This is a genomic window from Streptomyces sp. NPDC001663 (assembly GCF_042893105.1).
Lineage (GTDB): Bacteria > Actinomycetota > Actinomycetes > Streptomycetales > Streptomycetaceae > Streptomyces.
Map to the genome: position 1 here is coordinate 111,565 of NZ_JBIAUR010000004.1, position 25,963 is coordinate 137,527.

The 25,963-nt window shown below is 69.8% G+C and carries 19 protein-coding genes and 2 pseudogenes; 13 read left to right on the top strand and 8 right to left on the bottom strand.

Annotated elements, in window-relative coordinates; all coding sequences use genetic code 11:
* The first annotated feature begins 40 nt into the window (after positions 1–40).
* Positions 41–1,102, top strand: coding sequence for a LacI family DNA-binding transcriptional regulator (locus ACFY1L_RS14480; RefSeq protein ID WP_388823119.1), 1,062 nt, complete (start codon positions 41–43; stop codon positions 1,100–1,102).
* Positions 1,099–2,943, top strand: coding sequence for a glycoside hydrolase family 127 protein (locus ACFY1L_RS14485; protein WP_388823121.1), 1,845 nt, complete (start codon positions 1,099–1,101; stop codon positions 2,941–2,943). The genes ACFY1L_RS14480 and ACFY1L_RS14485 overlap by 4 nt, the downstream gene beginning before the upstream one ends.
* On the opposite strand, the gene ACFY1L_RS14490 is transcribed toward ACFY1L_RS14485, so the two are convergent.
* From ACFY1L_RS14490 to ACFY1L_RS14520, 7 genes are all read right to left on the bottom strand, one after another.
* Positions 2,825–4,411, bottom strand: coding sequence for a carboxylesterase/lipase family protein (locus ACFY1L_RS14490; protein ID WP_388823123.1), 1,587 nt, complete (start codon positions 4,409–4,411; stop codon positions 2,825–2,827). The two genes, ACFY1L_RS14485 and ACFY1L_RS14490, sit on opposite strands and share 119 nt — an antisense overlap.
* Positions 4,412–4,538: 127 nt before the next feature.
* The gene (locus ACFY1L_RS14495) at positions 4,539–5,816 is read right to left on the bottom strand and encodes an alginate lyase family protein (RefSeq protein ID WP_388823125.1); all 1,278 of its coding nucleotides are present in this window, start codon (positions 5,814–5,816) and stop codon (positions 4,539–4,541) included.
* 28 nt (positions 5,817–5,844) lie between these two features.
* Positions 5,845–9,177: a putative Ig domain-containing protein gene (locus ACFY1L_RS14500; RefSeq protein ID WP_388823127.1), complete on the bottom strand. Its 3,333-nt coding sequence runs from the start codon at positions 9,175–9,177 to the stop codon at positions 5,845–5,847.
* The gene (locus ACFY1L_RS14505) at positions 9,174–10,703 is read right to left on the bottom strand and encodes a glycosyl hydrolase family 28 protein (protein ID WP_388823129.1); all 1,530 of its coding nucleotides are present in this window, start codon (positions 10,701–10,703) and stop codon (positions 9,174–9,176) included. Before ACFY1L_RS14505 ends, ACFY1L_RS14500 begins: the two co-directional genes overlap by 4 nt.
* Before the next feature lie 33 nt (positions 10,704–10,736).
* The gene (locus ACFY1L_RS14510) at positions 10,737–11,600 is read right to left on the bottom strand and encodes a carbohydrate ABC transporter permease (protein WP_388823131.1); all 864 of its coding nucleotides are present in this window, start codon (positions 11,598–11,600) and stop codon (positions 10,737–10,739) included.
* Complete coding sequence (locus ACFY1L_RS14515; protein WP_388823133.1) at positions 11,597–12,595, bottom strand: carbohydrate ABC transporter permease; 999 nt, start codon at positions 12,593–12,595, stop codon at positions 11,597–11,599. Before ACFY1L_RS14515 ends, ACFY1L_RS14510 begins: the two co-directional genes overlap by 4 nt.
* A complete protein-coding gene (locus tag ACFY1L_RS14520) occupies positions 12,592–13,941 on the bottom strand; it encodes an extracellular solute-binding protein (RefSeq protein ID WP_388823135.1) in 1,350 nt (449 codons plus the stop codon). Before ACFY1L_RS14520 ends, ACFY1L_RS14515 begins: the two co-directional genes overlap by 4 nt.
* A gap of 439 nt (positions 13,942–14,380) precedes the next feature.
* Here ACFY1L_RS14520 and ACFY1L_RS14525 point away from each other — a divergent pair, with 439 nt between their 5' ends.
* The 11 genes and pseudogenes from ACFY1L_RS14525 to ACFY1L_RS14575 all read left to right on the top strand — a co-directional run bounded on the left by ACFY1L_RS14525 (position 14,381) and on the right by ACFY1L_RS14575 (position 25,276).
* Positions 14,381–15,394, top strand: coding sequence for a hydroxyacid dehydrogenase (locus tag ACFY1L_RS14525; RefSeq protein ID WP_388823137.1), 1,014 nt, complete (start codon positions 14,381–14,383; stop codon positions 15,392–15,394).
* Between the two features lie 216 nt (positions 15,395–15,610).
* Positions 15,611–16,696 (top strand): LacI family DNA-binding transcriptional regulator, encoded by a 1,086-nt coding sequence (locus ACFY1L_RS14530; protein WP_388823139.1) that lies wholly within the window; start codon positions 15,611–15,613, stop codon positions 16,694–16,696.
* 269 nt (positions 16,697–16,965) lie between these two features.
* A complete protein-coding gene (locus tag ACFY1L_RS14535; protein ID WP_388823141.1) occupies positions 16,966–18,300 on the top strand; it encodes an ABC transporter substrate-binding protein in 1,335 nt (444 codons plus the stop codon).
* 19 nt (positions 18,301–18,319) lie between these two features.
* Positions 18,320–19,204, top strand: coding sequence for a carbohydrate ABC transporter permease (locus tag ACFY1L_RS14540; protein WP_388823143.1), 885 nt, complete (start codon positions 18,320–18,322; stop codon positions 19,202–19,204).
* Positions 19,204–20,109, top strand: a complete 906-nt coding sequence (locus ACFY1L_RS14545; RefSeq protein WP_388823145.1) for a carbohydrate ABC transporter permease — start codon at positions 19,204–19,206, stop codon at positions 20,107–20,109. Before ACFY1L_RS14540 ends, ACFY1L_RS14545 begins: the two co-directional genes overlap by 1 nt.
* Before the next feature lie 22 nt (positions 20,110–20,131).
* Positions 20,132–21,721, top strand: coding sequence for a family 43 glycosylhydrolase (locus tag ACFY1L_RS14550; protein ID WP_388823147.1), 1,590 nt, complete (start codon positions 20,132–20,134; stop codon positions 21,719–21,721).
* Between the two features lie 197 nt (positions 21,722–21,918).
* Entirely contained in the window at positions 21,919–22,962 is a 1,044-nt protein-coding gene (locus ACFY1L_RS14555) for a LacI family DNA-binding transcriptional regulator (RefSeq protein ID WP_388823149.1), read from the top strand.
* 147 nt (positions 22,963–23,109) lie between these two features.
* Entirely contained in the window at positions 23,110–24,087 is a 978-nt protein-coding gene (locus ACFY1L_RS14560) for an ArsR/SmtB family transcription factor (RefSeq protein WP_388823151.1), read from the top strand.
* A pseudogene (locus ACFY1L_RS14565) lies at positions 24,062–24,424 on the top strand (DUF5954 family protein); the annotation flags it as partial. The gene ACFY1L_RS14560 and the pseudogene ACFY1L_RS14565, both read left to right, overlap by 26 nt.
* Positions 24,379–24,474, top strand: a pseudogene (locus ACFY1L_RS14570) (hypothetical protein); the annotation flags it as partial. The pseudogenes ACFY1L_RS14565 and ACFY1L_RS14570, both read left to right, overlap by 46 nt.
* Before the next feature lie 169 nt (positions 24,475–24,643).
* On the top strand, positions 24,644–25,276 hold the full coding sequence (locus tag ACFY1L_RS14575; protein ID WP_388823153.1) for a VOC family protein: 633 nt from the start codon (positions 24,644–24,646) through the stop codon (positions 25,274–25,276).
* A gap of 13 nt (positions 25,277–25,289) precedes the next feature.
* Here the strand turns inward: ACFY1L_RS14575 and ACFY1L_RS14580 are convergent, their stop codons facing one another.
* Positions 25,290–25,871: an O-methyltransferase gene (locus ACFY1L_RS14580; protein WP_388823155.1), complete on the bottom strand. Its 582-nt coding sequence runs from the start codon at positions 25,869–25,871 to the stop codon at positions 25,290–25,292.
* Positions 25,872–25,963: the final 92 nt, after the last annotated feature.

Below are 25,963 nucleotides of genomic sequence, written 5' to 3' on the forward strand. Positions count from 1 at the left end.
TGCTGCCGTGTTTCCGCAGTTCGAGGGGGGCGAAGCAGGCATGACCAGAAAGAGTGAGGACGCCGGCCGCAGCACCATCAGGGACGTGGCGGCGCGCGCCGGCGTGTCCGCGTCCACCGTGTCCCGGGTGCTCGGCGGGGTCTACCCGGTGAGCGCGGCCACCCGGACCCGCGTGATGCAGGCCGTCCGCGAGATGGACTACGTCGCCGACGCTCGCGCCAAAGCGGTCGCCGGTGTCGGGACGCCCACCCTTGCCTTCGTGCTGGAGGACATCACCGGGCCCTCGTTCGCGCACATGGCGTACGGCGTGGAGCGGGAGGCGACGCGGCTCGGTCATCTGTGTCTGGTGTGCAGCACGGAGGGGGACGTGCAGCACGAGCTGGAGTTCGTGGAGATGATGCGCGCCCAGCGCGCCGCTGCGGTGATCCTGGTGGGCGGCGCCGCCGACACCCCCGAGTACCGCGAGCGTACCCGCCGTATCGCCGACTCCCTCGCTTCGGCCGGTTCGCGGCTGGTGCTGTGCGGGCGGCCGCCGCTCGGCCCGGGCGCTCCGGTGACGGTCATCGAGTACGACAACGAGGGCGGCGCCTACGCCCTGGTCGCGCACGTCCTCTCCCAGGGCCATCGCCGCATCCTCTTCCTCGGCGGCAAGTCCGACCACACCACGGCCCAGGGCCGCGAGCGCGGCTGTCTCGCCGCCCATCGCGCCCGCGGTCTCGAACCCGACCCGGCGCTGCTCCTGCACGGCGACTTCACCCGCGACTCCGGCCACCGCCTGATGCGCCAAGCCCTCAAGGAGGGGCTGGAGTTCACGGCCGTGGTCGCCGCCACCGACATGGTCGCGGCCGGCGCGCTGACCGCGCTGCACGAGGCAGGGCTGGACGTGCCGGGCGATGTTTCGCTGGCCGGTTACGACGACATTCCGTTCGCCCGCGATCTGCACCCCGCCCTGACCACGGTCCACGTGCCGTACGAGGAGCTCGGCCGTCTCGCCGTCCGTACCGCCCTGGGCCGTACCCCGGAGACGCCGGACGAGCATCTGCTGCTGGGGACGCATGTGGTGGTGCGGGACTCGGTGGCGGCGGTGAAGGAGTCGGCATGAGCCCCGGTCCGATCCGCCTCACCGGCCATGCGTACACCACGCTCCGGCCGGCCGGCGCCGCCTGCATCACCGGCGGATTCTGGGCCGACCGGCGCAGGACGAACGCCGAGGTGAGCATCGCGCAGGGCCCGGCGAAGCTGGAGGCGGCGGGCAATCTGGCCAACCTGCGGGCCGCCGCCGACGGCGGCAACACCTTCACGGGCGACTACCCGTTCCAGGACTCGGACGTGCACAAGTGGCTGGAGGCCGCCTCCTGGCAACTCGCCGACCAGCCGGAGAACGCCGAACTGGCCGCGCATGTGGACCAGTTGATCGCTCTGCTGGCCTCCGCCCAGGAGCCCGACGGCTATCTGCAGACGTACTTCCAGGTCGCCCATCCCGAGAAGCGGTGGCAAGACCTGCGCTGGGGACACGAGTTGTACTGCGCGGGCCATCTCATCCAGGCCGCGGTGGCGCACCGCCGGGCGACCGGCCGCGACGAACTGCTCGCCGTCGCCGTACGGTTCGCGGTGCACGTCGACTCGGTGTTCGGGCCGGACAAGGCGGTCGACGGCGTGTGCGGGCACCCCGAGATCGAGACCGCGCTGGTGGAGCTGTACCGGGAGACGCGGGAGCGGCGGTGGCTGGACCTCGCCGGGTACTTCGTCGAGCGGCGCGGCCACGGCCTCCTCGACGGCGAGCGGCGCCCGGGCGCCGTGTACTGGCAGGACCATGTCCCGGTGCGCGAGGCCACCACGGTCGCCGGGCACGCCGTACGGCAGCTGTATCTGCTGGCCGGAGCCACCGATCTCGCGGCGGAGACCGGCGACGCTGACCTGCGGGTCTCGCTGGAGCGGCTCTGGGCGGCGATGGCGGGCACGAAGACGTACCTCACCGGCGGGGTCGGCTCCCGGTACGAGGGGGAGGCGTTCGGCGAGCCGTACGAACTGCCTGCGGACCGCGCCTACGCGGAGACCTGCGCGGCGATCGCCTCCGTCCAGTGGTCGTGGCGAATGGCGCTGCTGACCGGTGAGGCCAAGTACTCGGACCTGGTCGAGCGGACCCTGTTCAACGGCTTCCTGTCCGGCGTCGGCCTGGACGGCGACAGCTGGCTGTACGTCAATCCCCTTCAGATCAGGGAGAGTTACGAGGACTCGGGCGGCGACAAGTCGGCCCGCCGCACGCCGTGGTTCCGCTGCGCCTGCTGCCCGCCGAACGTCATGCGGCTGCTCGCCTCCCTCCCCCACTACATGGCGAGCGGCGACGGGGAGGGGCTGCAGCTGCACCAGTTCGCGACAGGTGTCTTCGAGGCCGGGGGCGGCCGTGTCCGGGTGGCGACCGACTACCCGTGGGGCGGGCGGATCGCGGTGACCGTCGAGGAGGCGCCCGGTGCCGAATGGACGCTGTCGGTGCGCATCCCGGCCTGGTGCGAGGACTTCACCGCGACGGCACCGGACGGGGGCGCGCCCGCCGAGACGGTCCCCGGCTGGCTGCGGCTGCGCCGCCGCTGGCAGCCGGGGGACACACTCACCGTCGACCTGGACCTGACCGCCCGGCTGACCAGGCCCGACCCGCGCGTGGACGCCGTACGCGGCTGTGTCGCGATCGAGCGCGGCCCGCTGGTGCACTGCCTGGAAGGCGTCGACCAGCGGCCCGGCGTCCCCTTCGACGAGCTGACGCTGCCCTACGGCGCCCACCTGGCCGTACGCCACGAGCCGGATCTGCTGGGCGGGGTCACCGTGGTCAGTGCCGACGGACGGATCCGGGGATCCGCAGACGCCGTACGACTGACCGCAGTTCCGTACTGCGCATGGGCGAACCGTCGACCGGGACCGATGCGGGTGTGGATTCCGGAGTCCTGAGGGCGTCGGCGGTCCACAGGGCGAGCTCGAAGTCCCGCGGGCCGTGGACGGTGTGCGGCTCGCCCGCGTCGAAGATCCGCACCGGGTGTGTCTCGTCCCAGCGCTCCCAGCCCGGGTTCCCGTCGGCCGCGAACCGCACCCACGCCGAGTGCATGGCGTCGGCCAGCTCCTGCGGGGCGCCCTCGCCGGCCAGCTTGCGCGATTCCGGTACGTCGCCGGTGTCGAAGACGAAGCCGAGTTCCAGGGCGTGGCAGGAGCTCAGGTCGGGGAGGTTGGAGGGCCAGGCGAACTCGTAGACGTACGAGGTGTCGGGGCGGGCGTCGGCCAGGCGGTGCAGTGGGACGCGCAGGAGGTGGTCGGTGACCATCTGGCCGACGATCTCGGCGGTGCCGGCCTCCGGGTGCAGGGCGCGGTAGCCGCGGGGCACCTCGGTGCCGCAGCGGCAGCGGGCCATCGCGCCGGCGAGGGCGACCGCGCCGAGCCGGTCGACGCGCTCCAGGAGGCCGCCGGGGACGAGCCAGAGGCGGTACTCCTCGCTGGTCCAGCCCAGCATCAGCTCGACGTCCTTCGCCGCGTCGCCGTCGAGCAGGGCCTCCAGGGGGTCGCGCGGGACGAGGTCGCCGTCGACGACGATGCCGAAGGAGGGGCCGCCGAGCACGGGGCTGCTGAGCTTGCCGACCTCGGTCTGGGTGCGCAGCAGCAGGTCACGGTCGACCTCGGCGAAGGCAGCCGCGGTGGCGGGGATCTTCAGCCGGGTGGCCATGCGGCGCACCATCCGCCGTACCTTGTCCCGCTCGAATGCCTCGGGCGGCCCGCTCTGCAGGACCGCCCGTCGCATGAGCCCCTGCGCCTGCGGGGCGGCGAGCAGGGCGCCGATGCTGATCGCCCCCGCCGACTGGCCCGCGAGGGTGACCTTGCCGGGGTCGCCGCCGAAGGCCGCGATGGACTCGTGCACCCACTTGAGGGCGGCGAGCTGGTCGCGCAGGCCGGGGTTGGCGGGGGCGTCCGGGAACAGTCCGTAGCCCTCCACTCCCAGCCGGTAGTTCACCGAGACGAAGACGACGCCGTCCCGGGCGAAGTTCCGCCCGTCGTAGACCGGCACGGCGGAGGAACCCCTGGTCAGAGCGCCGCCGTGCAGCCACACCAGGACCGGGAGCCGGGCCCCGGGGCCCGGCTCCGGCGTCCAGACGTTCAGATTCAGGCAGTCGTCACCGGGCACGACCGGGTCGGACAGGTACTTCTCGAAGGCTTCGGAGTACGGCGGCTTCGGCGGTGTCGGCCCGAAGGAGCCCGCGTCGCGCACGCCCTCCCAGGGCTCGGGCGGGACGGGCGGCCGGAACCGGTGGGCGCCGAAGGGAGGTGCGGCGTACGGGATGCCCCGGAACACCGCGATTCCCTGCTCGTACCGGCCGCGTACGGCCCCGTAAGGCGTGCTCACCACGGGGTCTGCCTGGACTGCTGTCGTCATACGCCCACCAGCCTCCTCACCGCGCTACTGCACCGTGAACACCAGAGCACCCCATCGTGCCTCGGTATTCCGGTACAGAGCGCGGTTTGACCGCTACTTGGCGTACACGGCCGGTGGCCGGAAACGGTTACTTCGCGTACATCAGCGTGCCGAAGCCCAGCTGGTCGTAGCCGCCGCTGGTGGAGCCGTAGTCACCTCCTCCGCCTTCGGGGGCGACGAGGTTGTAGTACATGGCCGAGATGTACTTGTCGTCCAGGTACAGCCGCCGGTTGTAGTGGAAGTGGAGCATGGCCCACACCGGGCGGACCTGGCCGCGGGAGCCGGAGGAGATCACCGTCTGGGACGACTGGGCGCAGCTCTGGCCGGTGCCCCAGGTGTAGGTGGTGTACGGCACGTCCTGGCCGATGTTGTACTTGGCGACGTACTGGGCGGCCTTCATGAAACGGCGACTGTCGTACGAGTACAGGTCGTCGCCCTGGTTCCAGGCCATCTCGCAGATCGCGCCCATCTGGCCCATGCCCATGACGGTGTGGCCCTGGTCGCGGCCGGACTCCTGCCACTGGCCGAGGGCGTAGCCGTCGGAGTCGGTGTACAGGTACGGGACCGCGTGCGCGATGGAGCCGTTGCCGGCGCCGGACTTGAAGTAGGTGACGGCCTGGTCGTACTTGGCGGCGTTCTCGGTGAGGATCCCGATGGCCATGATCGAGGCCATGTTGCACAGGTCCCAGTTCGCCCAGTAGTTGGTGATGCAGGCGTCGTTGTGGTTGGTCAGGAAGCTGTTGTTGAGCGGATAGAAGACGTTGACCATCATCTTCTGGAACGCGGCGAGGTCGAACCCGGCGTAGCCGCGCATGAGTTCGGCGGCCTGGCAGAACTCCCAGCCGTAGATGCCGGCCGCGAGGAACCGGTCGGCGTTCCCGGTGAGGCTGGTCAGCTTGGACGACCAGGCGTTGAGGATCTTGACCGCGGTGTCGCCGTTGGCGGCCGTGCCGCCGACCTGCCAGCGCAGGGCGTTCTGGTAGGCGGCGGCGATGTCGTTGTAGAGGATGCCGTAGTTCTCGCCCGTGCCGCCTCGGATGATCGTGGCCTGCGGGTTGGGCGTCCAGGTGGACTGCGAGTGGGAGTTGGCGGTCAGCCTGTTCCAGCCGGACAGCCAGGGGTCGGTCTTCGCCGCGACCTTGACCTTGGCGCGGTTGATGTCGCCGGCATTGTGCAGCATGCCGGGGTGGGTCCAGGTCGACGGTGCCGCGTCGGCGGTGTTGCCCGCCAGCGCGGCCGCCGAGCCCCCGAGGGCGAGTGCGGCCGTGAGACCGCCGGCGGTCCTCAGCAGACCGCGGCGGCTCAACTCGCCTTGCTCAGGGGACTGGTGGGGGGAAGGGGCTCGGTGGGGGGATATGCGGCTCATGTTGTGCGACTCCAATCCGTGGGGGGATTCAGTCGGGGGTGATGCTCACCTCTTCGAACCGGGCGGTGCCGAGGGCCAGGGGGCTGCGCGAGCAGACCACCAGGCCCACGTGGAAGGGGGCGTCACCGAAGCCGGGGATCTCGCCGGAGGCGAGGGCGGTCCAGGTGGCGCCGTCATCGGTGGAAACCGCTGCGGCGAAGGCGGTCCCGGTGCGCTTCAGCCGCAGCAGCAGGGGCAGTTGAACGGTGGCGGTGCCGGAGAACGCGGAGGCACCGGCCACGGTCTTGCGCAGCATCAGCTGCGCGGAGGTCCCGCCGGTGACGATCACTCCGGCGGCCTGGTCGAACGGTGACAGGGACTTGGCCATCAGCAGGCCCACCCGGTCGGCGGTGGCTCCGCTGCGGGAGACCAGCCGGGCGGTGACCGTGCAGTCGCCGGTGACGGGCTGCCGTACGAACTGCCCTGTCATTCCTTGGTTGTTGACGGTCAGGTCGACGCCCGCGCCGCGGACCGTGAAGGTCCCGTCCTCGTACGACGTGCAGCCCTGCGTGCGGATCGCGACCACACCGAGCGTCCCGTACGCCCGGTCGTCGAGGATCACGTCGCCGAGGTCGCTGTAGGTCCAGGGGGCGGGCGGGGGTGTGCCGACGGTGAGGGTGAGGGTGGCGGACCCGTCTCCGGCCGCGTTGCCGGCGGTGGTGGCGACGGGGAACTCACCGGTCTCGTTGGGGGTTCCGCAGATCAGGCCGGTGCGCCTGTCGACGCGCAGGCCGTCGGGGAGGCCGTCCGCAGTGAAGCGGATCGGCTCGTGCGAGGCCCGCAGGAGGTGCCGGAAGGGGACCCCCTTGTTGGCGAACGCCGTTGTCGCGGAGTTGAGTTGGGGCACGGAGGGCGTCGGCATCCGGGCAGACGCCGGCTCCGAAAGGGGCCCGCGACCGCCGGCGTTCGTCTTCGCGACGACGTAGTGGTACGTGGTGCCGGGCGCGCCCGTGGCGTCCGTGTACTGGATACGGGTACCGAAGCCGACGGGCCCGATGCCGGTCGCGACGGTGTGGTACGGGCCGTCGGCGTCCGTGGCGCGCAGCACCTTGTAGCGGGCGGAGAGGTCCGGGTCGGTCCAGGCCAGCTCGACGGCGTCGGCACCACTCACGGCCGTGAGGTTCCCGGCGGCCCGGGACGGCTTCTGCACGGACCACACCTCGCCCGACGCCGAGGTCACGGTGACGTTGTCGAAGGCGCCGGTGCCGGTCTCGGCGTAGTCCTGGTCGACGCCGAGGCAGGAGGTGAGGACGAGACCGGCGTACGCGATGTGCCCCAACTCGACCTCGGTGGAGCCGACTTGGGTCCAGCGGATGCCGTCCGGGGAGATCGCGCCCGTGCAGCGGCGGCCCTTGCGGGTGAGACGGACCCAGTACGGCGCCCGCAGCCGGTAGCCGTCGCCCGCGCCCTCGACGTACGGGGCCTCGAGCGGGGTGGCCGACTCGGGGAGCGTGCCGAGGTTGGAGATCGGGAAGGCCGCGTTGGTGGTGATCGCGGCCTGCTGGGCGGGCGGCACGGGTGTGCTGCCGGTCGCCGAGGTGTCGGCGCCGGCGCTCGGCCGTACGCTCCACACGCCGCTCCAGGTGTGCAGCGGCAGCCCCTGGATCAGCATGGCGGCGTGCGCCGCGTCCGCGTCGAGGGAGGCGCGGAGGGTGACGCCGATCTTGGAGTACTGGGAGCTGAGCGGCCACACGATGCGCGCGGTGACCGAGCCGTCGCCGGGCAGCGGCAGGTGGACGAGGCGGTAGGTGTCGGCGGTGCCGCTCGCCTCCAGGACGAAGCGCTCGCCGTCGTAGGCGGCGGAGCCGGGGATCCGCACGCTGCCGAGGTCCTGGGTGGACCAGGGGGTCGGGAGTCCTGCGGTGGCGGACGTGAGGCCCGAATCACCGCTGCTGCCCTGGGAGTTGGTGGCGGTGACCGTGTAGTAGTAGGTCCGGCCCGGCCGTACGGCATCGTCGGTGTGGGTGGTCTTGTCGACGCCGGTGGCGATCGTCTCGTACGGGCCCTCGGGCTTGGTGGCCCGGCGGACCGTGTACGTGCTCGCCCACGAGGACGGCAGCCAACTCACGGCGACCGCATCGGAGTTGCCGACCGCGGTGACGCCCGCGGGAGCCGTCGGCACGGTGGACGAGGGAGCTGTCGCGTCGGCGTAGGCGAAGGTGCCCCAGCTGGGCAGGTCGTCGTTGCTGCCCTCGACGACGCGGGCACCGCCGGTGCCGCGGAAGACGGCGGCCTTGGTGTACGGGGCGTCGAGGCCGCGGACGCCGGCGTAGTGGGCGTAGGCCATCTCGTAGATGGGCGGGAGGGTGCCGCGGCCGGTGGCGGAAACGGCCGTCTTGATGTACTTGCCGGTGCGGTCGAGGTCGGGGGTGAAGGGGACGTCGCCGCCGAGGTTGTAGCGGGCGGCGTACTCGAAGTTGGCCAGGACGCGGTTGCCGTCGAAGCCCCACAGGCCGACGCCCTGGTTCCAGGCGACCTGGGCGATGTCGCCGGTCAGGCCGACGGCGAGCTGCTCGTGGCCCTGGTCGCGGCCGGACTCCTGGCCTTGTCCCGCGTCGGCGACGATGCGGTGCGGGATGCTGCCGTTGCCAGCGCCGGCCGCGGCGAAGCGCAGGGCGTCCTCGAAGAGCACGGGCTCCTCGCAGAACACGCCGATGGCCAGGATGGTCTGCAGGGCCGTCAGGTCCCAGTTGCCGTTGGCGTAGAGCATGTAGCCGGAGACGGCGGGATACCAGACGTCGAGGAAGGACGCCTCGCAGCGCGCGATGTCGTCGTCCGCCCAACCGTCGTAGCCGCTGTGGCGGAGCAGTTCGGCGGCGTTGACGAACTTGAAGGCCTGCAGCCCCGCGCCGAGCGGCCCGTCGGCGCCGGTGATCGCCGTCAGCGAGGCCGACCAGGCGCCCAGGATGTCGCGGGCCTTGTCGGCGTTCGCCCGGTTGCCGGTGACGGCCCACATGAGCGCGTTCTGGTAGGCGGCGGCCGAGTCGGCGACGGCCTGGTTCTGGAAGTTGGTGGGACCGCGGCCCCAGGTGGTGATCTGCCCGGTGTTCTGGATCGTGTACGTCGACTGCGAGCGGGCGTGCGCGGCGAACGCCAAGTAGCCGTCGAAGACGGGCGATTGCCTGGCGGCGACGGCGGTCTTCATCCGGGCGAGGTCGTCGGCGGTGTGCAGCAGGCCGGGGTGTGTGAAGCTCCGGCTGCCGGTGTCGTTCTCGGCCGCCCGGGCGGCGCCCGGCACGAGCAGTCCGCTCGCACCGGACGTCAGCAGCAGGGCAGCCGCGCCGCCGAGGAAGCCCCGGCGGCTGGTAGCAGAGGTGATCATGACGCGGCGGCCGCCTCGGCCTCGGCGGTCGTGATGAACTTCAGGTTCGTCACGTGCTCGTTGTAGAACCACTGGATGGCGTCGGTGGTGTAGTACCAGGTGGGCTTCTTCATCGAGTCGGCGATGACGACGCCGTTGATCACCAGGTTCTCGAAGGTGACGTTCTTGATCGCGTGATCGGCGTCGTAGCCCAGGAAGATCGACGGGTTGGCGTGGGTGCCCGTGTAGCTGAGGTTCTTGACGTAGACGTCCTCGATGCCGCGGCCGACCGAGGTGTTGTACTTCGTGTTGTACATGACCTTCATGTAGATGACCTGGCCCCAGCGGAAGTCCTCGATCCGAACGTCCTCGATGCGCACGTTCTTGATGAGGTTGGAGTCGCCGGGGTTGAGGGCGATGCAGCCCTGGTAGTTCATCTGCGGTTCGCGGTGGTCGAGGATGTCGATGTTCTTGATGACGAGGTTCTCGATCGTCTCTGGGGCGTCGGTGTTGCCGTGCGTGCCGACGTTGACGGGGTGGGCGACGTCGGCCCACAGGGTGCAGTTCTGCACGGTGATGTTCCGGGTGTCGCCGTAGTAGTCCCAGCGATGGGCGTAGATGGCGATGCAGTCGTCGGAGTTGCGCATGAAGCAGCCGTCGAAGACGACCCCGGTCGAGGAGAAGACGTCGAAACCGTCTCCATTGCCCTTCGAGCTGAACGCACGCGCCTTCTTGACGTGGACGTTCTCACTCTCGGCGAAGGTGCCCGCGTAGCCGGCCGGGTTGAGAATGATGACGTCCTCGACGCGGATGTTCTTGCTGCCCTCGCAGAGGATGGCGCCGCCTGGGTTGTTGTAGAGCACCCCGTGCCCGGTGAGGCCGGCCTTCTCCACGTCCTTGAAGTAGACCTTCGCGGTCAGCACGGCACCGCCGGCCAGGTAGACCGTCTTGCCGCTGGGGACGTTGAGGACGTTTCCGGTGACGGTGTGCACGCCGGGGCCGAAGTAGATGACGTCCGGGTCGTCGGCGCTGCACGGGTGGTGGTCGACGTGGTTGGTGATGATGTGCAGACAGTCGAAGATCTCGTCGTTGATCTGGACGACGAGGTCCTTCGGCTCGTCGAGCGTGAACACCAGGGTGTCGCCGCCGAGTTCGGGCTTGATGCCGTACGAGTCCGGTCTCACCCGCACCTTGGTGGTGCCGCCCTTGAGGTAGGTCACCTCGATCTCGACGGAGCCCTGGAAGTCGAAGTACACCATCGAGGAGTTGTAGACCTTGCCCGAGCCGGTGTTCGGGTTGATCTCCTCCAGCTGCGGGCGGTAGATGTCGAGGGTCTGCCAGTCGCCGTCGGGGGCCGTGCGCACCCGCACCTTGAAGCTGGTGTTGGTCGGCACGCTGGACGGACGGGGGTACGTGACCAGCTTCGGCGCGGAGTTGTCCTCGTCGGCGTGGGCCTCCGTGGCCGTCAGACCACCGGACAGACCGGCGGCGAGCACGGTGGCACCGGCGGCCTGGAGGGCGGTGCGGCGGGACAGGGGCGTGTTCATGTGCGACTCCTTGCAACAGGTCGGCAATCAGGGCTACTTGAGGCCCGAGGTGGACATCCCGGAGACGAAACCGCGCTGAGCGACGAGGAAGATCAGCAGGATCGGGACGACGTACATCACGGAGGCGGCGGCCTGGAGGTTGGTGACGGGCGTGCCGGCCGAGGACACGTAGGTGGACATCACGGCCACGGCGAGGGTGGATCGGTCGGTGGACAGCAGGAGTTGGGGCGCGATGTAGTCGCCCCAGGTCCAGGTGAAGGCGATGACAAAGCTCGCGGACAGCACCGGCCAGGACTGCGGCAGGAAGATCCGCCAGAAGATCCCGCCGTACCCGCAGCCGTCGACGATCGCCGCCTCCTCCAGCTCACGGGGCAGTCCGGCGAAGAACTGCCGGAAGAGGAAGACCAGATACGGCGCGGACGACAGGCCCCACAGCACCCACGGCCAGTACGTGTCGACCATGCCGAGCTTGGCGAAGATCAGGTAGGTCGGCAACAGGGTGATCATCTGCGGCAGCATCATCGAGCCGATGAGGATGCCGAACAGGGTCTTCTTGCCGGGGGCGGTGAGGCGGGCGAAGCCGAAGCCGACCCAGGCGGAGCTGAGGGTGACCAGGGTGGCGTAGATCGTGGCGATGATCAGGGAGTTGCGGGCGTAGCCGAGGAAGTCGACGAGCTTGTAGGCGTCGGCGAAGTTGTGCCACTGGAAGTGCGCGGGCAGCCAGTGCACGGGTGCGGCGGCCAGCTCGGACGGGGCCTTCAGGCCGGTGAGGACCAGCCAGCCGAACGGGCCGAGGAACAGCCCGGTGACGGCGACGAGGACGGTGTAGAGGACGAGCCGGTTGACGCGTATCCGCGCGCGGGCCGGAGACTTGGGGTGGAGACTGGTGGCGGTCACTTCTTCGCCTCCTGGTCGACGTTGTAGAACACCACGCCGGACGTGAACTTGAAGATGAGTCCGGTCACGATGAGGATCAGGACGAAGAGCACCCACAGCAGTGCGGAGGCGTATCCGTAGCGGCCGAGCGCGAAGTACTCCGAGAACACGTGGATCATGTACGTGTAGTTGGACTGCGGGATGCCGCTGAGTCCGGCCGGGGTCCCGAGAGGCGCCAGCAGCATCGGCATGATGGTCTGCACCGAGGCGATCACCCCGGTCACGGTCTGGAACAGCAGTACCGGCGACAGCAGTGGCACGGTGATGCTGCGGAAGCTCCGCCAGGCGCTCGCGCCGTCGATCCGGGCGGCCTCATGGAGTTCGCGAGGCACGTCCTGCAGCCCGGCCAGCGAGATGATCATGACGTTCCCGGCGGCCCAGAGCACGGTCATGATGAGCACGTAGCGGGCGTAGGGGTCGGCCAGCCAGCCGATGGCGTCGAAGCCGAAGAAGGTCAGCACCCCGTTCGCGGCACCGGCGTTCTGGTCGAAGAGGTTCTTGAAGGCGATGCCCGCGCCGACCGGCGGCACCACGGCCGGCAGATACAGCAGCGTGCGGAACAGCCCGCGCCCCTTGACCGGACGGTTGATCAGAACGGCGAGCCCGAGCCCCGCGACGATCGACAGCGGCACCGAGATCACCGCGAACAGGCCCGCGCGGCCCAGGGAGTCCCAGGTCTGCGAATCGCCGATGAGTTCGCGGTAGTTGCCGAGGCCCACGTAGTGCCAGTTCGGCGAGATGCCGTCGTACGTGGTGAAGCTCAGCCACAGCGCGTACGCCATGGGCGCGATGGTCAGCAGCGCGAAGCCGATGATCCACGGCGAGGTGAACATGTAGAAGGCGCGGTGCCTGCGCGTCGTCATCGAGGGCCCGGTGCGGTCGGCGGACCCTGCCCGCCCCGCGCTCCCGGCCGCGCGTGAGCGGCCCGCGACCGAGGTGACCTGATCGACCGTCATCCCACCTGCTCCTTACCGCGCTTGAGCTGCTCGTTGATGACCGAGTTCAGGCGTCCCGCGAGGGTGTCGACGGACATCTCGCCCTTCATCGCGGCCGGGGTGACCTGGTTGTAGAGGGACTCGAAGGCGTCGCCCGTGATGTAGGGGGTGAGGGAGACCACCGAGAAGTGCTTCAGCTCGTTCTGCTGCGCCGTCAGCGTCCGCTTCTGGTAGTCCGTCTGATGGGGCATCAGCGACCGGAGGGACTTCAGGCTCGGGATGCCCCAGCCGCTGGACGCGCGCGCCCTGGCCGGTGCCTCACCGAAGAACCACTCGAAGATCCGCCACGCGGCGTCCTTGTTCTTCGCCTTGCGCGGCATCCACAGGCCCGTGCCGCCCTGGCAGGCGCTGATGCGCGGGCCGCCCGCGAAGACCGGTGCGGGAGCCAGACGGGAGACCTGCGCCAGCTTCTTGTCGGCGCCGATCAGACCACCCATCCAGTAGCCGGTGTTCGACATGGCCAGCCGTCCGGCCTGGTACGTCGGCCCGTCCCAGCCGTTGGGATCGGGCTGGATGGCGCTCGGCCCGACCTTGAGCCTGCAGTAGTCGATGTACCAGGCCAGCGCCTTGCGGGCCTCGGGGGTGGTGAAGTCGACGCGGGAGAAGTCGTCGCTGAACAGGCTGCCGCCGGCCGAGGCGGTCATGGTCGCCATGAGCGTGAGCTTGGTCAGTCCGTTGTAGCTGCCGCCCGAGACGGTCGTCTGCCCCTTCGAACGCTGGACGAGACGCTTGGCGTTCTCCAGCCACTCCTCGAAGGTGGCGGGCTCGCTCTCGGACGGGTGGTCGACGCCCTTCTTGTCGAAGGCCGCGGTGTTGTACCAGTACATGGAGTCCTGGGAGAAGTCCTTGGCCATGCCGTAGCGGGCGCCCTTGCCCTGGGTCCTGCCGTCGTAGCGCCACAGGTCGTTGACCGGGTCCAGGTCGTCGACCTCGAGGACGCTGCTCTTGGCGAAGTAGGGGTCGAGCTCCTCCATCACGTCACGGGCCGCGAAGTACGCCGCGTCCGTGGCGCCGACGGCACGAACCAGGTCCGGCGGGTTGCCGCTCGTGAGCATCGCGATCAGCTTGGTGATGTCGTAGTCGACCCGCCTGATCGTGATGCCCGTGTCCTTCTTGGCCTGCTTGACCAGGTCGGGCGAGAGGTCGTCGGCCTTGACCATCATGGTGACGGTCTCGCCCGAGCCGCTGACCCCGGTGGAAACCTGCAGAGCGCAGCCACTGAGTGATGCCGCACCGGCCGCGGCACCGGCTGCCGAGAGGGCGAGAAAGCGGCGGCGGCTCACGGGAGCACCGGCCTGGGAGCGCATGAACTACCCACTCTCTTCGCTGAGATGGATGAGGGGACAGGCCCTCGCACGCGGCGCAGGGATGGATGCGGCGTGCGAATGTTTCGGGAACCGGTTGCTATGCGGTGCAGGGAGCTTCCGTCCGGGAGCACGGCACGTCAAGAGGCCTGACGAGTTTTCGAAAACTGTGGTCTCGCTGGGTACGGGGGGCTGAAGTGGTTACGGTGCTGGTCAGAGCGGCAACCGGTTGCCAAAGCCGTCCCCGAGACACGACCCGGCCTGGGAAACCGCAGTAACCGATTTCGCCCCAGAGCGGGATCAAGGACCGTAGACCATCGGAGCGAACCCGCCATCGCGCCGCTCTTCCCACCGATTGACCATCGCTTCGCGGCAGACCTACGGTAGAAGGCGCTTTCTGAAACAGTTTCCATCCCGTGTCATCCAGCGTGTCAGGAGAGCCATGCCCAACCCCCAGCCACCGAGGGTCGTGTTCGCGATGGATCCGGTGCATCTCCCCCTGCTCTTCCCTCCGCCGCTCATGGCCCGGCTCAGGCAGGCGTCCGACCTCGACTCCGGGCTCGTCGTACGGGACTTCGCCGATCCGGCCGCCGCCAAGGCCCTCGCCCGGGCCGAGGTGCTCATCACCGGATGGGGCTGCCCCCACCTCGACGCCGGCGTCCTCGCCGCCGCACCCGAACTGCGCACCGTCCTGCACGCCGCGGGCTCGGTCCGCTCGCTGGTCGGCGATGCGGTGTGGGAGCGCGGGGTCACCGTCTCCAGCGCGGTGACCGGCAACGCCCTGCCCGTCGCGGAGTACACCCTGGCGATGATCCTGCTCGCCGGGAAGGACACCTTCACCCACCGCGAGCGCTTCCGCGTCACCCACACCTACCCGACCGACGCCGAGACCGCACGCACGGGCAACGTCGGCCGCCGGATCGGGATCATCGGCGCCTCGCGCGTGGGCCGTCGACTGCTGGAACTGCTACGGCCGTTCGACTTCACGGTGCTGCTCCACGACCCCTACGTCAGCCCCGCCGACGCCGCCGCCCTCGGTGCCGAACTCCTGCCGCTGGACGACCTGTTGCAGCACAGCGACATCGTCTCGCTGCACGCCCCCGACATCCCCGAGACCTACCGCATGCTCGACGCCGCCCGGCTCGCACTCATCCGGGACGGCGGCTTCCTGATCAACACCTCGCGCGGCGCCCTGGTCGACCCCGACGCGCTCATCGACGAGCTGGTCTCCGGCCGGCTGCACGCGATCCTCGACGTCACCGAACCCGAACCGCTGCCCGCCGGTTCGCCGCTGTACCGCCTGCCCAACGTCTTCCTCACCCCGCACATCGCGGGCTCGCTCGGCAACGAGCTGCAGCGCCTCGGCCGTATCGTCGTGGAGGAACTGGAACGCCTGGTCGCGGGCCTGCCACCGGTCCATGAGGTGCGGCACTCGGACATGGCACGTGTCGCGTGAGGGCCGATGCCGGCATCCCGGCCGGGGTTCGGACAGCGGCCCTCCGCCCGCCTCCGACGAGTACCGCTCCTCCCCCTTATCCACAGCCCGTCCCCCCGGAGAAACAATGGGATACGGTTTCCGAACCGGCCGGGGGCACGGTCATCTGCCGTACGGCAAGAGCCTGCATCCCCCGCCGGCCGGGGCAGCAGTCGTGAGGGTGAAGGAGCCGCAACGGTGAGTCAGCGCAAAGCGGCCGGTGACGCCGGACGGGCCACCATCCGCGACGTGGCGGAGCGAGCAGGGGTCTCGGTCGCGAGCGTGTCGCGCGTCCTGTCCGGCAACTACCCGGTGTCGGAGGACCTGCGCCGCCGGGTGATGAAGGTCGTCCGGGACCTGGACTACGTGACCAACGCGCACGCCCGCTCCCTCGCCGGCGGCGGTACGCCGACGGTCGCCATCCTCATCAACAACATCACCGGCGCCGCGTTCGCCCACGTGGCCAAGGGAGTCGAGGGCGCCGCCACCCTGCGCGGCTGGCTCTCCCTGGTCGGCACCACCGGCGACGACCCCGAGCGGGAGCTCGCGCTGGTCAACATGATGCGTCAGCAGGGCGTGGCCGCGGTGGTGCTGCTCGGCGGCGCCTACGACTACGACGAGTACCAGCTGCGCATGGCCCGTTTCGCCCGCTCCCTCGACGCGGCCGGCTCTCACCTGGTGCTGGTCGGCAGGCCGCCCCTGGAGGGCGACGTCCCGGCCACGACGGTCGACTACGACAACGAGGGCGGCGCCTACGCGATGGCCAGCCATCTGCTGTCGGCCGGCCACCGCAGGGTCCTGGTGCTGCCCGGGCCCGCCGAACTCACCACGGCCCAGGGCCGGTTGAGAGGTGCGCAGCGGGCCTTCGAGGCGTACGGGGTGCCGTTCGACCCGGGCATGGTGCGGCACGGTCCGTACGACGACGAGCACGGGTACGGCGCCGTCGAGTCGGCCCTGCACGAGACGCCGGACTTCACCGCCGTCCTCGCCGGGACCGACGTGGTCGCCGCGGGCGCCATGCAGGCGCTGCGTGCGGCCGGGCTGCGAGTGCCGGAGGACGTCTCCATCGTCGGCTACGACGACATCCCGCTTGCTTCCCAGCTGACTCCCCAACTGACCACCGTGCACGTGCCGTACGAGGAGATGGGCCGCGTCGCGCTGCGCGCGGTGGCCGACCGGCGCGAGGGCGGCGCGGGCCGCCGCAAGGGCGCCGACGGCGACCATCTGGTGCTGGGCACCCATGTCGTCGTACGCAACTCCGTTCAGCCGCCTCCGCGGGGCTGAACACAGCCGAGGAGGGCGCGAGAAGCGATCGTTTCGTAACCGGTTTCTCGCTCCCACCAGCCAATTTGCCAGCGTGACCCAATAAATTCCGGCACACCTCTTGCTACGGCCGGACCGATCGGCCTACCGTCGCGGCAACCGCTTACTACAGCTTCCGCTTGGCCGACCCCCCGCAGCCGCGAGCCGACGGATTCCCGGCCGCCGTTCCCGGCCTTCACCGAGCCGCCGTCCTCTCAGAGACGCCCTACATTCCGAAGGAACACGGTCAGATGAACTTCACCAACCCCCGGAGAAGGTTCGCCCACGCCGCTGTCGCGGGACTCGCACTCACCGGTCTGCTCTCCGCCTGCGGCGGCTCCGACTCCGGGGACGACGCCAAGTCGTCGGGCCCGGTCACCCTCCCGTTCTGGGGCTGGGCCAACGGTCAGGAGGCCGTCGCCAAGGCGTTCAACGCCTCGCACAAGGACGTCAAGCTCAAGTACACCAAGGTCACCGACCAGCTGACCATGCAGAAGCAGCTGACCAACGCGGTCAAGGCGGGCAACGCGCCCTGTCTGGTGCAGAACACCGCCGAGTACGTGACCAGCTGGGTCTCGCAGGGCGCACTCGCCGACATCACCCAGTACGTCGGGTCGAACAAGGACAAGTTCAACTCCGGCTCCTGGGCGAGCGCGCAGGTCCAGGGCAAGCTCTACGGCGTCCCGACCAGCTCGGCGCCCAACTTCACGATCTACCGCACCGACATCTTCACCAAGTACGGCATCAAGCCCCCCGCCACCTGGGACGACTTCATCGCCGCGGGCAAGGTCCTGAAGAAGCACGGCATCAAGATCACCAACTACGCCGGTGAGGACCCGAGCACCCTCGAGGTCCTGGCCATGCAGGCCGGCGCGCACTGGTACTCGATCGACGGCAACTCCTGGAAGGTGGACTTCCAGGACGCGGGCACCCTGAAGGCCGCCAAGGTGATCCAGGAGATCATCGACAACGACCTCAACTCCAAGCTGTCCTTCGCCGACTACGCGGCCGTGCAGCGCAACTACGACAACGGCGGCACCGCGACCCGGCAGATCTCCACCTGGCAGATGGCCGGCATGGTGCAGAACTTCACCAAGTCCTTCGGCAAGTGGGCGCTCTCGCCCTGGCCGACCTACCAGGGCGAGGCGGCGAAGACGCCGGCCGGCACCAACCTGACCGGCAGCGTGACGCTGGTGACCAAGCAGTGCAAGAACGTGCAGCAGGCCGCCGAGGCCGCGCTGTGGATGTCCACCAACACCGGCGCGGTCAAGACGATGGCGAGCCCGACCACCGGCAACGGTGTGATGCCGGCGCTGGCCGACAGCAACTCCTACGTCGGTGAGGCGATCTCCGACAAGCTCCTCGGCAAGAACTACGAGCCGGCCCAGAAGGTCGTGACGGACAGCCTGAACACCATCACCACCGACTGGACCTTCGGCCCGGACTGGACCGCCATGTTCACGGAGATGCAGGCCGGTTGGGCGAAGGTGGTCAACAAGCAGGAGAAGGTCACCGATCTACTGGCGCACATGCAGGAGTGGACGGTCAAGGACCTGAAGTCCCGCGGCATCAGCGTCAAGGGCTAGAGGCTGAGGTCGAGAACCGATGATCCGTTCACTGCGCTGGAAGGGTGCCGCCTTCACGGTGCCCTTCCAGCTCGGCTTCGTCTTCCTCTATCTGCTCCCGATCGGGTACGCGGTCTACCAGTCGCTGTACCGCGAGCAGCAGTCCGGGCTGGGGCTCGGCGGCTCGACGGAGAAGTTCTCCGGGCTGGACAACTACCAACAGGGCCTGACCGACTCGGCGTTCATGGGTTCGGTGCTGCGGGTGGTGCTGTTCGCCTGCGCGCAGATCCCGCTGATGCTCCTGATCAGCCTCGCACTGGCCCTGTTCCTCGACACGTTGGCCTCGAAGACGGCCGGCCGCTTCCGGATACTCCTCCTGGTGCCGTACATGATCCCCGGGGTGGTCGCAGCGATCGTGTGGATCAACCTGTACAGCCCCGACGTCGGCCCGCTGACTCCGCTGGGCAAGGTCTTCGGCTTCGACTGGAACTTCTTCGCGCCTTCCATGGTCTGGCCGTCCATCGGCAATCTGCTCACCTGGCACGGGGTCGGCTACAACATGGTGATCATCTACTCGGCGCTGCAAGGCGTTCCGCGCGAGCTGTTCGAGGCCGCGCGGCTCGACGGAGCATCCGAGCGCCGCATCGCCCTGAGCATCAAAATCCCTTACGTCCGGGGCGCGTTGGTGCTGACCGGCATGCTGTCGATCATCCAGATGCTGCAGATCTTCAACGAGCCCGCGCTGTTCAGGAACATCACCCCGCAGACGGTCAGCGACAGCTTCACCCCGATCATGATCATCTACAACCAGGCGTTCAACGCCGGCAACTACCACTACGCCGCGGCCCTTTCGGTGCTGCTCGCGCTGATCCTCGGCGTCGCCTCCTTCCTCTTCTACCGGCTGACGTCAAGGGAGGCGGACTGATGACGCTCACCGAAGAACGCGCCACGACCCGCACGGTCCGCCGCCTCAACCGCCCGGACCCGGCGGCCCGTTCGCGCGGCGGCCAGCGTTTCCTGCTGCTCGGCCTGATCCTCGCCAGCATGTACAGCCTGTTCCCGGTGTGGTGGCTGATGGTCGCCGCCACCAAGGACCGCGTGGGCCTCTACCAGAGCAACGGCCTGTGGTTCTCCGGCTGGCACCTCTGGGACAACCTGCATCAGGTGTTCACCTACGAGGACGGCATCTTCCTGCGCTGGACCGCCAACTCCTTCCTGTACGCAGGCGTCGGCTCACTCGGCGGCACCCTGCTCGCGCTCGCCACCGGCTACGGCCTGGCCCGCTTCCAATTCCCGGGCCGCAACCTGGTGTTCGCGTGCGTGGTCGGCTCGTTCCTGATCCCGATCGCCCTGCTGACCATGCCGCTCTATCTGCTCTTCTCGAAGATCGGCCTGGTCGACACCCCCTGGGCGATGCTGATCCCCTGCCTGATCAACCCGTTCAGCGTCTACCTCGCCAAGGTCTACACCGAGGCCACGATCCCGTACGAACTCCTCGAGGCGGCCCGCATCGACGGCGCCGGCGAGCTGCGCATCTTCTTCAGCATCGTGCTGCGGATGATGACGACGGGTGGCGCGACGGTGTTCCTGCTGGCCTTCGTCAACACCTGGAACGCCTTCTTCCTCCCCCTCACCGTGCTGCGCGGCGAGAAGAACTGGACCCTCAACATCGGCCTCTACAACTGGTCCGGCAAGCGCCTGGAGTCCGGCATCGACGTCACCAGCCTGGTCCTGACCGGCGCGCTGCTGTCCATCATCCCCATGGCGATCATGATGGTCGCGATGCGCCGCTACTGGCGCACCGGCGTCACCCTGGGGGCCCTCAAGTGACCGTCGCACCAGGAGCTTTGACGTGACGCTGCTGCACAACCCCGTCATCCGCGGCTTCGCCCCCGACCCCTCGCTGGTCCGGGTCGGCGACTGGTACTACGTGGCGACGAGCTCCTTCGAGTGGTTCCCGACCATCCCGATCCACCGCTCCCGCGACCTGGCCCACTGGGAGTACGCGGGCCATGTGCGCGGGGCCGCTCCCGACGACTCGCTGGCCGGGGTGCCCGACTCCGGCGGCATCTGGGCGCCGTCACTGAGCTGGGACGGCGAACGGTTCTGGGTGGTCTACTCGGTCGTCCGCTCGGTCGGGACGCCGTACTTCGACGTCGACGCATACGTCAGTACGGCCGCGGAGGTGAACGGGAAGTGGTCGCCGCCGCGCCGGGTGGCGAGCCACGGCTTCGACCCCGCGCTGTTCCATCACGAGGGGCGGCTGTGGCTGCTCAACCTGCAGAACGACCACCGACCGGGTGGACGCCGGTTCGCCGGGATCGTCCTGACCGAGCTGGACCGGGAGACGCTGAACCCGGTCGGTGGTACCCACCTGCTGCTGCAGCACGAACGGCTCATCGAGGGACCGAAGTTGCTGCGCCGGGAGGGCTGGTACCACCTGGTGCTGGCCGAGGGTGGCACGGGCTTCGAGCACGGGGTGCGGGTGGCGCGTTCGCGCGCGATCACCGGGCCGTACGAGCTCGACGACCGGCCACTGCTGACGAGCCGGGACGACCCGTCGCTGCCGCTGCAGAAGGCGGGGCACGGCGAGCTCGTGCAAACTCCGGACGGCGACTGGGTGTTGAGCCACCTGACCGCCCGTCCGGTCCACACGCCCGACGGACCGCGCTGCACGCTCGGCCGGGAGACGGCGATCCAGGCGGTGGCTTGGGACGAGGAAGGCCGGCCGCGGTTGCGACACGGGGGTGCGCATCCGGCGGTCGAGGTCGACGTACCGACTCGCCCCGAGCCACTGCCGCCCCGACTCACCTCGTCCGAGGACCCGTTGGGCTGGCCGTGGAGCAGCCTGCGTACGGCACCGGACCCGTCCTGGGCCGACACCGCGAGCCGCCCGGGCTGGATCCGGCTGCGCGGCAGGCACGGTCCCGAGTCCCGTTGGGCGCACAGCCTGCTCGCGCAGCGGATCACCGAACACCGGGCGGAGGCCGAAGTCACCGTCGAGGCGCGGCCGTCCACCTTCACACAGGCGGCCGGGCTGGCGCTCTGGTACAACACCGAGGCCTATCTCAGCCTCGACGTCACGTGGGCCGAACCGGAGGGCGAGGAACAGCACGGGCAGCAGTGGCGGGGTACGGGCCGTACGGTGCTGAGCCTCGTGGAGCGCGAGGAGTCCGACACCCGACAGGCAGCCGTCGTAGCGGTCGACGCGGAAGGACCGCTGACGCTGGGCGTGACGGTCGAAGGCGCCGCGGCGCGGTTCTGGTACCTGCGGGACGGGGTCCGAACACCGGTCGGAGAACCGTTGGACTTCGGCAAGCTCTCCGACGACCACGGGTCCAAGCTGCGGTTCACGGGCGCGATGGCCGGCATCCACGCCGTGGACCTGGTGGACGCGGCGTTCACGGCGGACTTCGCGGGCTTCCGGCTCACCTGCTGGTAGCAGCCCGCCCGGCAGTGGCCCTCGCGTGCCCATGGCGGCCGCTGTGTTCGAAGTTTCGAAAGTCCGGAACCGTGAAGACCTGCGAAGTCCGACCTCTTCCGCACCGCAATCGGCGAACCTAGGGTAGGAAGCGCTTACTATTTCGCGCTGGTCGAAACTTTTCATGGCCCTCGGGCGGGCCGGAGAGGTGGTTCCCGATGGTCCGTACGGGGAGTGCGAGCGTGGCGGCCGGGCCGACGCTGGCGGTCGTGGCCCGGGAGGCGGGCGTGTCCGTGCCGACCGCGTCCAAGGTGGTCAACGGCAGGGAGGACGTGGCACCGGAGACGCGCCGCCGGGTGACGGAGGCGCTGGACCGGCTCGGCTATGTCCGCAGACCCCGGTTCGACGCGGCGAAGGTACCGGGCCTGGTCGACCTGGTCGTGCACTCGTTGGCCAGCTCCTGGTCGGGGGCGGTGCTGCACGGGGTCGAGGCGGCGGCGCACGACGCCGGTCTCGAGGTCGTGGTCTCGGCGGGACTGACCAGGACCCGGTGCGGGCGGCCGGAGCGCGGCTGGCTGGACAAGCTGATCGCGCGCGGCTCGTCCGGGGTGCTGTTCAACCTGGCCGAGCTGACGCCTTCGCAGTACGCGTGGCTGGACCAGCACCGCATTCCGTACGTCCTGATCGACCCGGTCCTCGAACCGCCGCCGGGTGTGGTGTCGGTGGGTGCGGCGAACTGGCAGGGCGGTGTGACGGCGACCGAGCACCTGCTGTCTCTCGGCCATGAGCGCATCGCCGTCATCGCCGGTCATCAGCGCAAGATGTGCAGCAGCGCGCGGGTCGCCGGCTACCGTTCGGCGCTGGCGTCGGCCGGGGTGCGGCACCGTCCCGAGTACGTCCGCCATGCCGGCTTCGACGAGTCGATCGCGCGGCGCCGCATGCTGGACCTGCTCGATCTGCGCGAGCCTCCCACCGCGGTGTTCGTCTGCTCGGACCGTATGACGCTGGGTGTGTACGCGGCGCTGGCGGAACGGGGGGTGACGGTGCCCGACGACATCAGCGTGGTCGGCTTCGACGACCTGCCCGAGTCCCGCTGGATCACCCCCGCCCTCACGACGGTCCGCCAGCCCCTGTCGGAAATGGCGGCAACGGCCCTGCACCTGCTGGTCCGCATGATGGACGGCAACCGCCCGGAGGGCACCCGCACGGAGCTGTCGACGCGGTTGGTGGAACGGGCGAGCACGGCAGGCCCACGCGTCTAGGGGGTGTGGACGAGCCCGGTCGGGGTGACCGGGATGCGACCCAACCATGCGACAGCGGCAACCGTCACCAGTAGTGGCGCGCCGGTTTCCGCGCGGCCGTACCCCCCACTGACACTGCGCACTGATATCGCGCAGGGAAGAGGCCGTATGCTCCGCATCCATTTCACCTCGCAGGACATGCAGAACATCCGGGTCGCGAACCGGCCCCATCCGTTGTGGGAACTCATCTGCGGGGTCTGCCGGTTGACGACCCGTCAGGGGCCGCTCGAATTCGGGCACTGGCGCCGTTCGGTGCAGGACAGGCTCGTCACGGACACGCGTGCCAGGCGCGCGCTGCTGCCCTTACAGACGCTGATTCCTCCCCTCGGCTACATTCCCGACTTCCTCACCCCGCCGGTCGCGTCCGGAGACCTGTCCGCCGGCCTCGACGAGGTGCGGGCCACCTCCCGCACCCGGTTGACACACGAGCTGTCCCGGCTCGCCGAGTCGCGCCCGCTCCCGTCCTGGGTCTCCGCCCTCGACGGACCGGGCACCAGGGCCCTGCGATCGCTGACGAGAGCCCTGGAACTCTCCTGCAGGACACTGCTCGACCCGTACTGGCCGCACATCCGCACGGCCGTCGGCGACGATGTCGAGCTGCGCTCACGCGCGCTCCTCGGCGGCGGCACCTTCGCCCTTCTCGACGGGCTGCGCCCGCTCGCCCGGTGGAACGCTCCCGTCCTGGAGGTGGACTATCCCGTCGATCGGGACCTCCACCTGGAAGGGCGCGGTCTGCTGCTCATCCCTTCCTACTTCTGCTGGCGCAGGCCCACCGCCCTCGCCGACCCCGGTCTCGGGCCGGTACTGGTCTATCCGGTCGCCAAGCAGCCCCTGGAGATCGTCCGCGCGAGCAGGGACGGGCTGGAGCGGCTGCTGGGCCGTACCCGGACCGCGGTGCTGACCGACCTCGCCTGTCACGGCGCCCGCACCACGTCCGAGGTGGCGACGGCCGCCGGCATCGCCCTGCCGAGCGCCAGCTACCAGCTCGGCGTCCTGCGCGACGGAGGGCTGGTCTCCAGCCACCGGGACGGCCAGTACGTACGGCACTGGGCAACCTCGCTGGGCCTGCGCCTTCTCGACCGCTGAAGGGAGCGCGGTCCGGCGGGACGGGCTGCAGTGGCATCTGTTCTTCACCGCGAAGGACGACACGGACGACCGGGCCGCACGACGTGAACTGCTCGCCGTCGTCGCAGTGTTGGAGCGGGAGCCGGTGGACGAGGTGGAGGCGTGCGGGGTGCGGTACCGCGTCGTGCGCGGGGACGAGTTCGCGCGGGTGGGAGACGACGGACTGGAGCCGCCCCGGCCCACCGACCCGGAGTCGGTGGAGCGGTCGTGGGACCGGAAGGAGGGGGACACCCGCCCCGGGACCTCGGCTTCGTGCTCGACGCGGACCGCACGGACGGCCCGGCCGCGGGCGCGCTGAAACTGGGTCTGCGGGACCTCGGGTACACCGGCCCCCGCTTCCTCTCCGCCATGCGCACGGACTCGGAGCGGGCGGTCGCCCGCCACCCTCGACTCCTGCTGTTCCCCGTCGAGGACCGTCTGTTCCGGATCTGCCGGGTGGAGCGCGTGCTCCGGACGCAGGAGCCGGTGCCGCACAGGTGTTCCATTGCAGGGTCGGCGCCGCGTAGCCTCGGCTGCGATGAACGCCATCCCCGCGCATCTGGACCACCTCGTCCTCGCGACTCCCGATCTGGCCGCGACGGTCGCCGACTTCGCCCGGCGTACCGGTGTGGAGCCCGCCCCCGGCGGCGCGCACGTCGGCCGCGGTACCCACAACTACCTTGTGTCGCTGGGTGGTTCGAGCTACCTGGAGATCATCGGGCCGGACCCGGAGCAGTCGGATCCGGACGGCCCGCGCCCGTTCGCGGTCGACGACCTGGCCTCCGCGCGGACGGTGACCTGGGCCATCAGCCCGCCCGACCTCGACGCGGCCGTCGAGACCGCCCGTGCCCGGGGCTACGACCCCGGCTCCATCCGCCCGATGAGCCGCCGCCGCCCCGACGGCACCCTGCTCGAGTGGCGGCTGACCGACGGCGACACCCAGCACCCCTCCGGTCTGGTGCCCTTCCTCATCGACTGGGGCGCGTCCGTCCACCCGACCTCGACCGGACTGCCCGTAACCCCCCTGCTGGAGCTGTCCGCCAGCGCCCCCGCCCCGGACGAGATCCGCCCGCTGCTCTCCGCGGTCGACGTCGAACTCGCCCTGTCCGAAGGGCCGCTGGGCCTCACCTTCACCTTGGACACTCCGCGCGGACCCGTCACGTTCGAGTGAACGACGGGCCGGTTCAAGGCGTGGCACGCACCGCCATCAGCAATCCGCTCGCCCACGCCAGGCGGACGCTTCGGAAGTCCGTCCGTGCCTCCAGATCTGCCAACAGGCGTGCGACGGAGGCCTCGTGGCCCTCCGGCCAGCCGGGCTGCGGGGCGAGGTCGTCGATCAGGTAGGTGCCGCCGAGGGCCACCAGGTCCAGGGCCCGGTCCAGGTGCGTGAACTTGCCGGGCCAGGTGTCCGCGAAGACCAGGTCGAAGGGGTCGCCGTCGTACTTCTCCAGCCAGGTGCCGGCGTCCTCGGTCACGAACGTGACGCGAGGGTCCTCGCCCAGGTGCTCCCGCGCCACGGCCTGGACGCCGGCGTTGAGCTCGACGGTGATCAGCCGGGCGGACCGGTCCATCCCGGCGAGGAGCCAGGCCGTGCCCTCGCCCACTCCGGTGCCGAGTTCCAGGATCCTGCCCGCCGGACGGGCCGCCGCGAGCGCCGCCATAAGGCTTCCCGTGCGCTCTTCGCAGGACATGGTGAAGCCCGCGGCACTCGCCTTCGCGCGCAGGGCGGGCAGGGCGGCCGGCAGGCGGCTCGGGGTGTCGTCCATCCGGTCATGATGGGAGGCGCGTGTGCGGCCCGGCAACATCAATTCACGCCCGCACGGCGACGCTCACCGACAGTTTCCGCCCTGTCCGATTC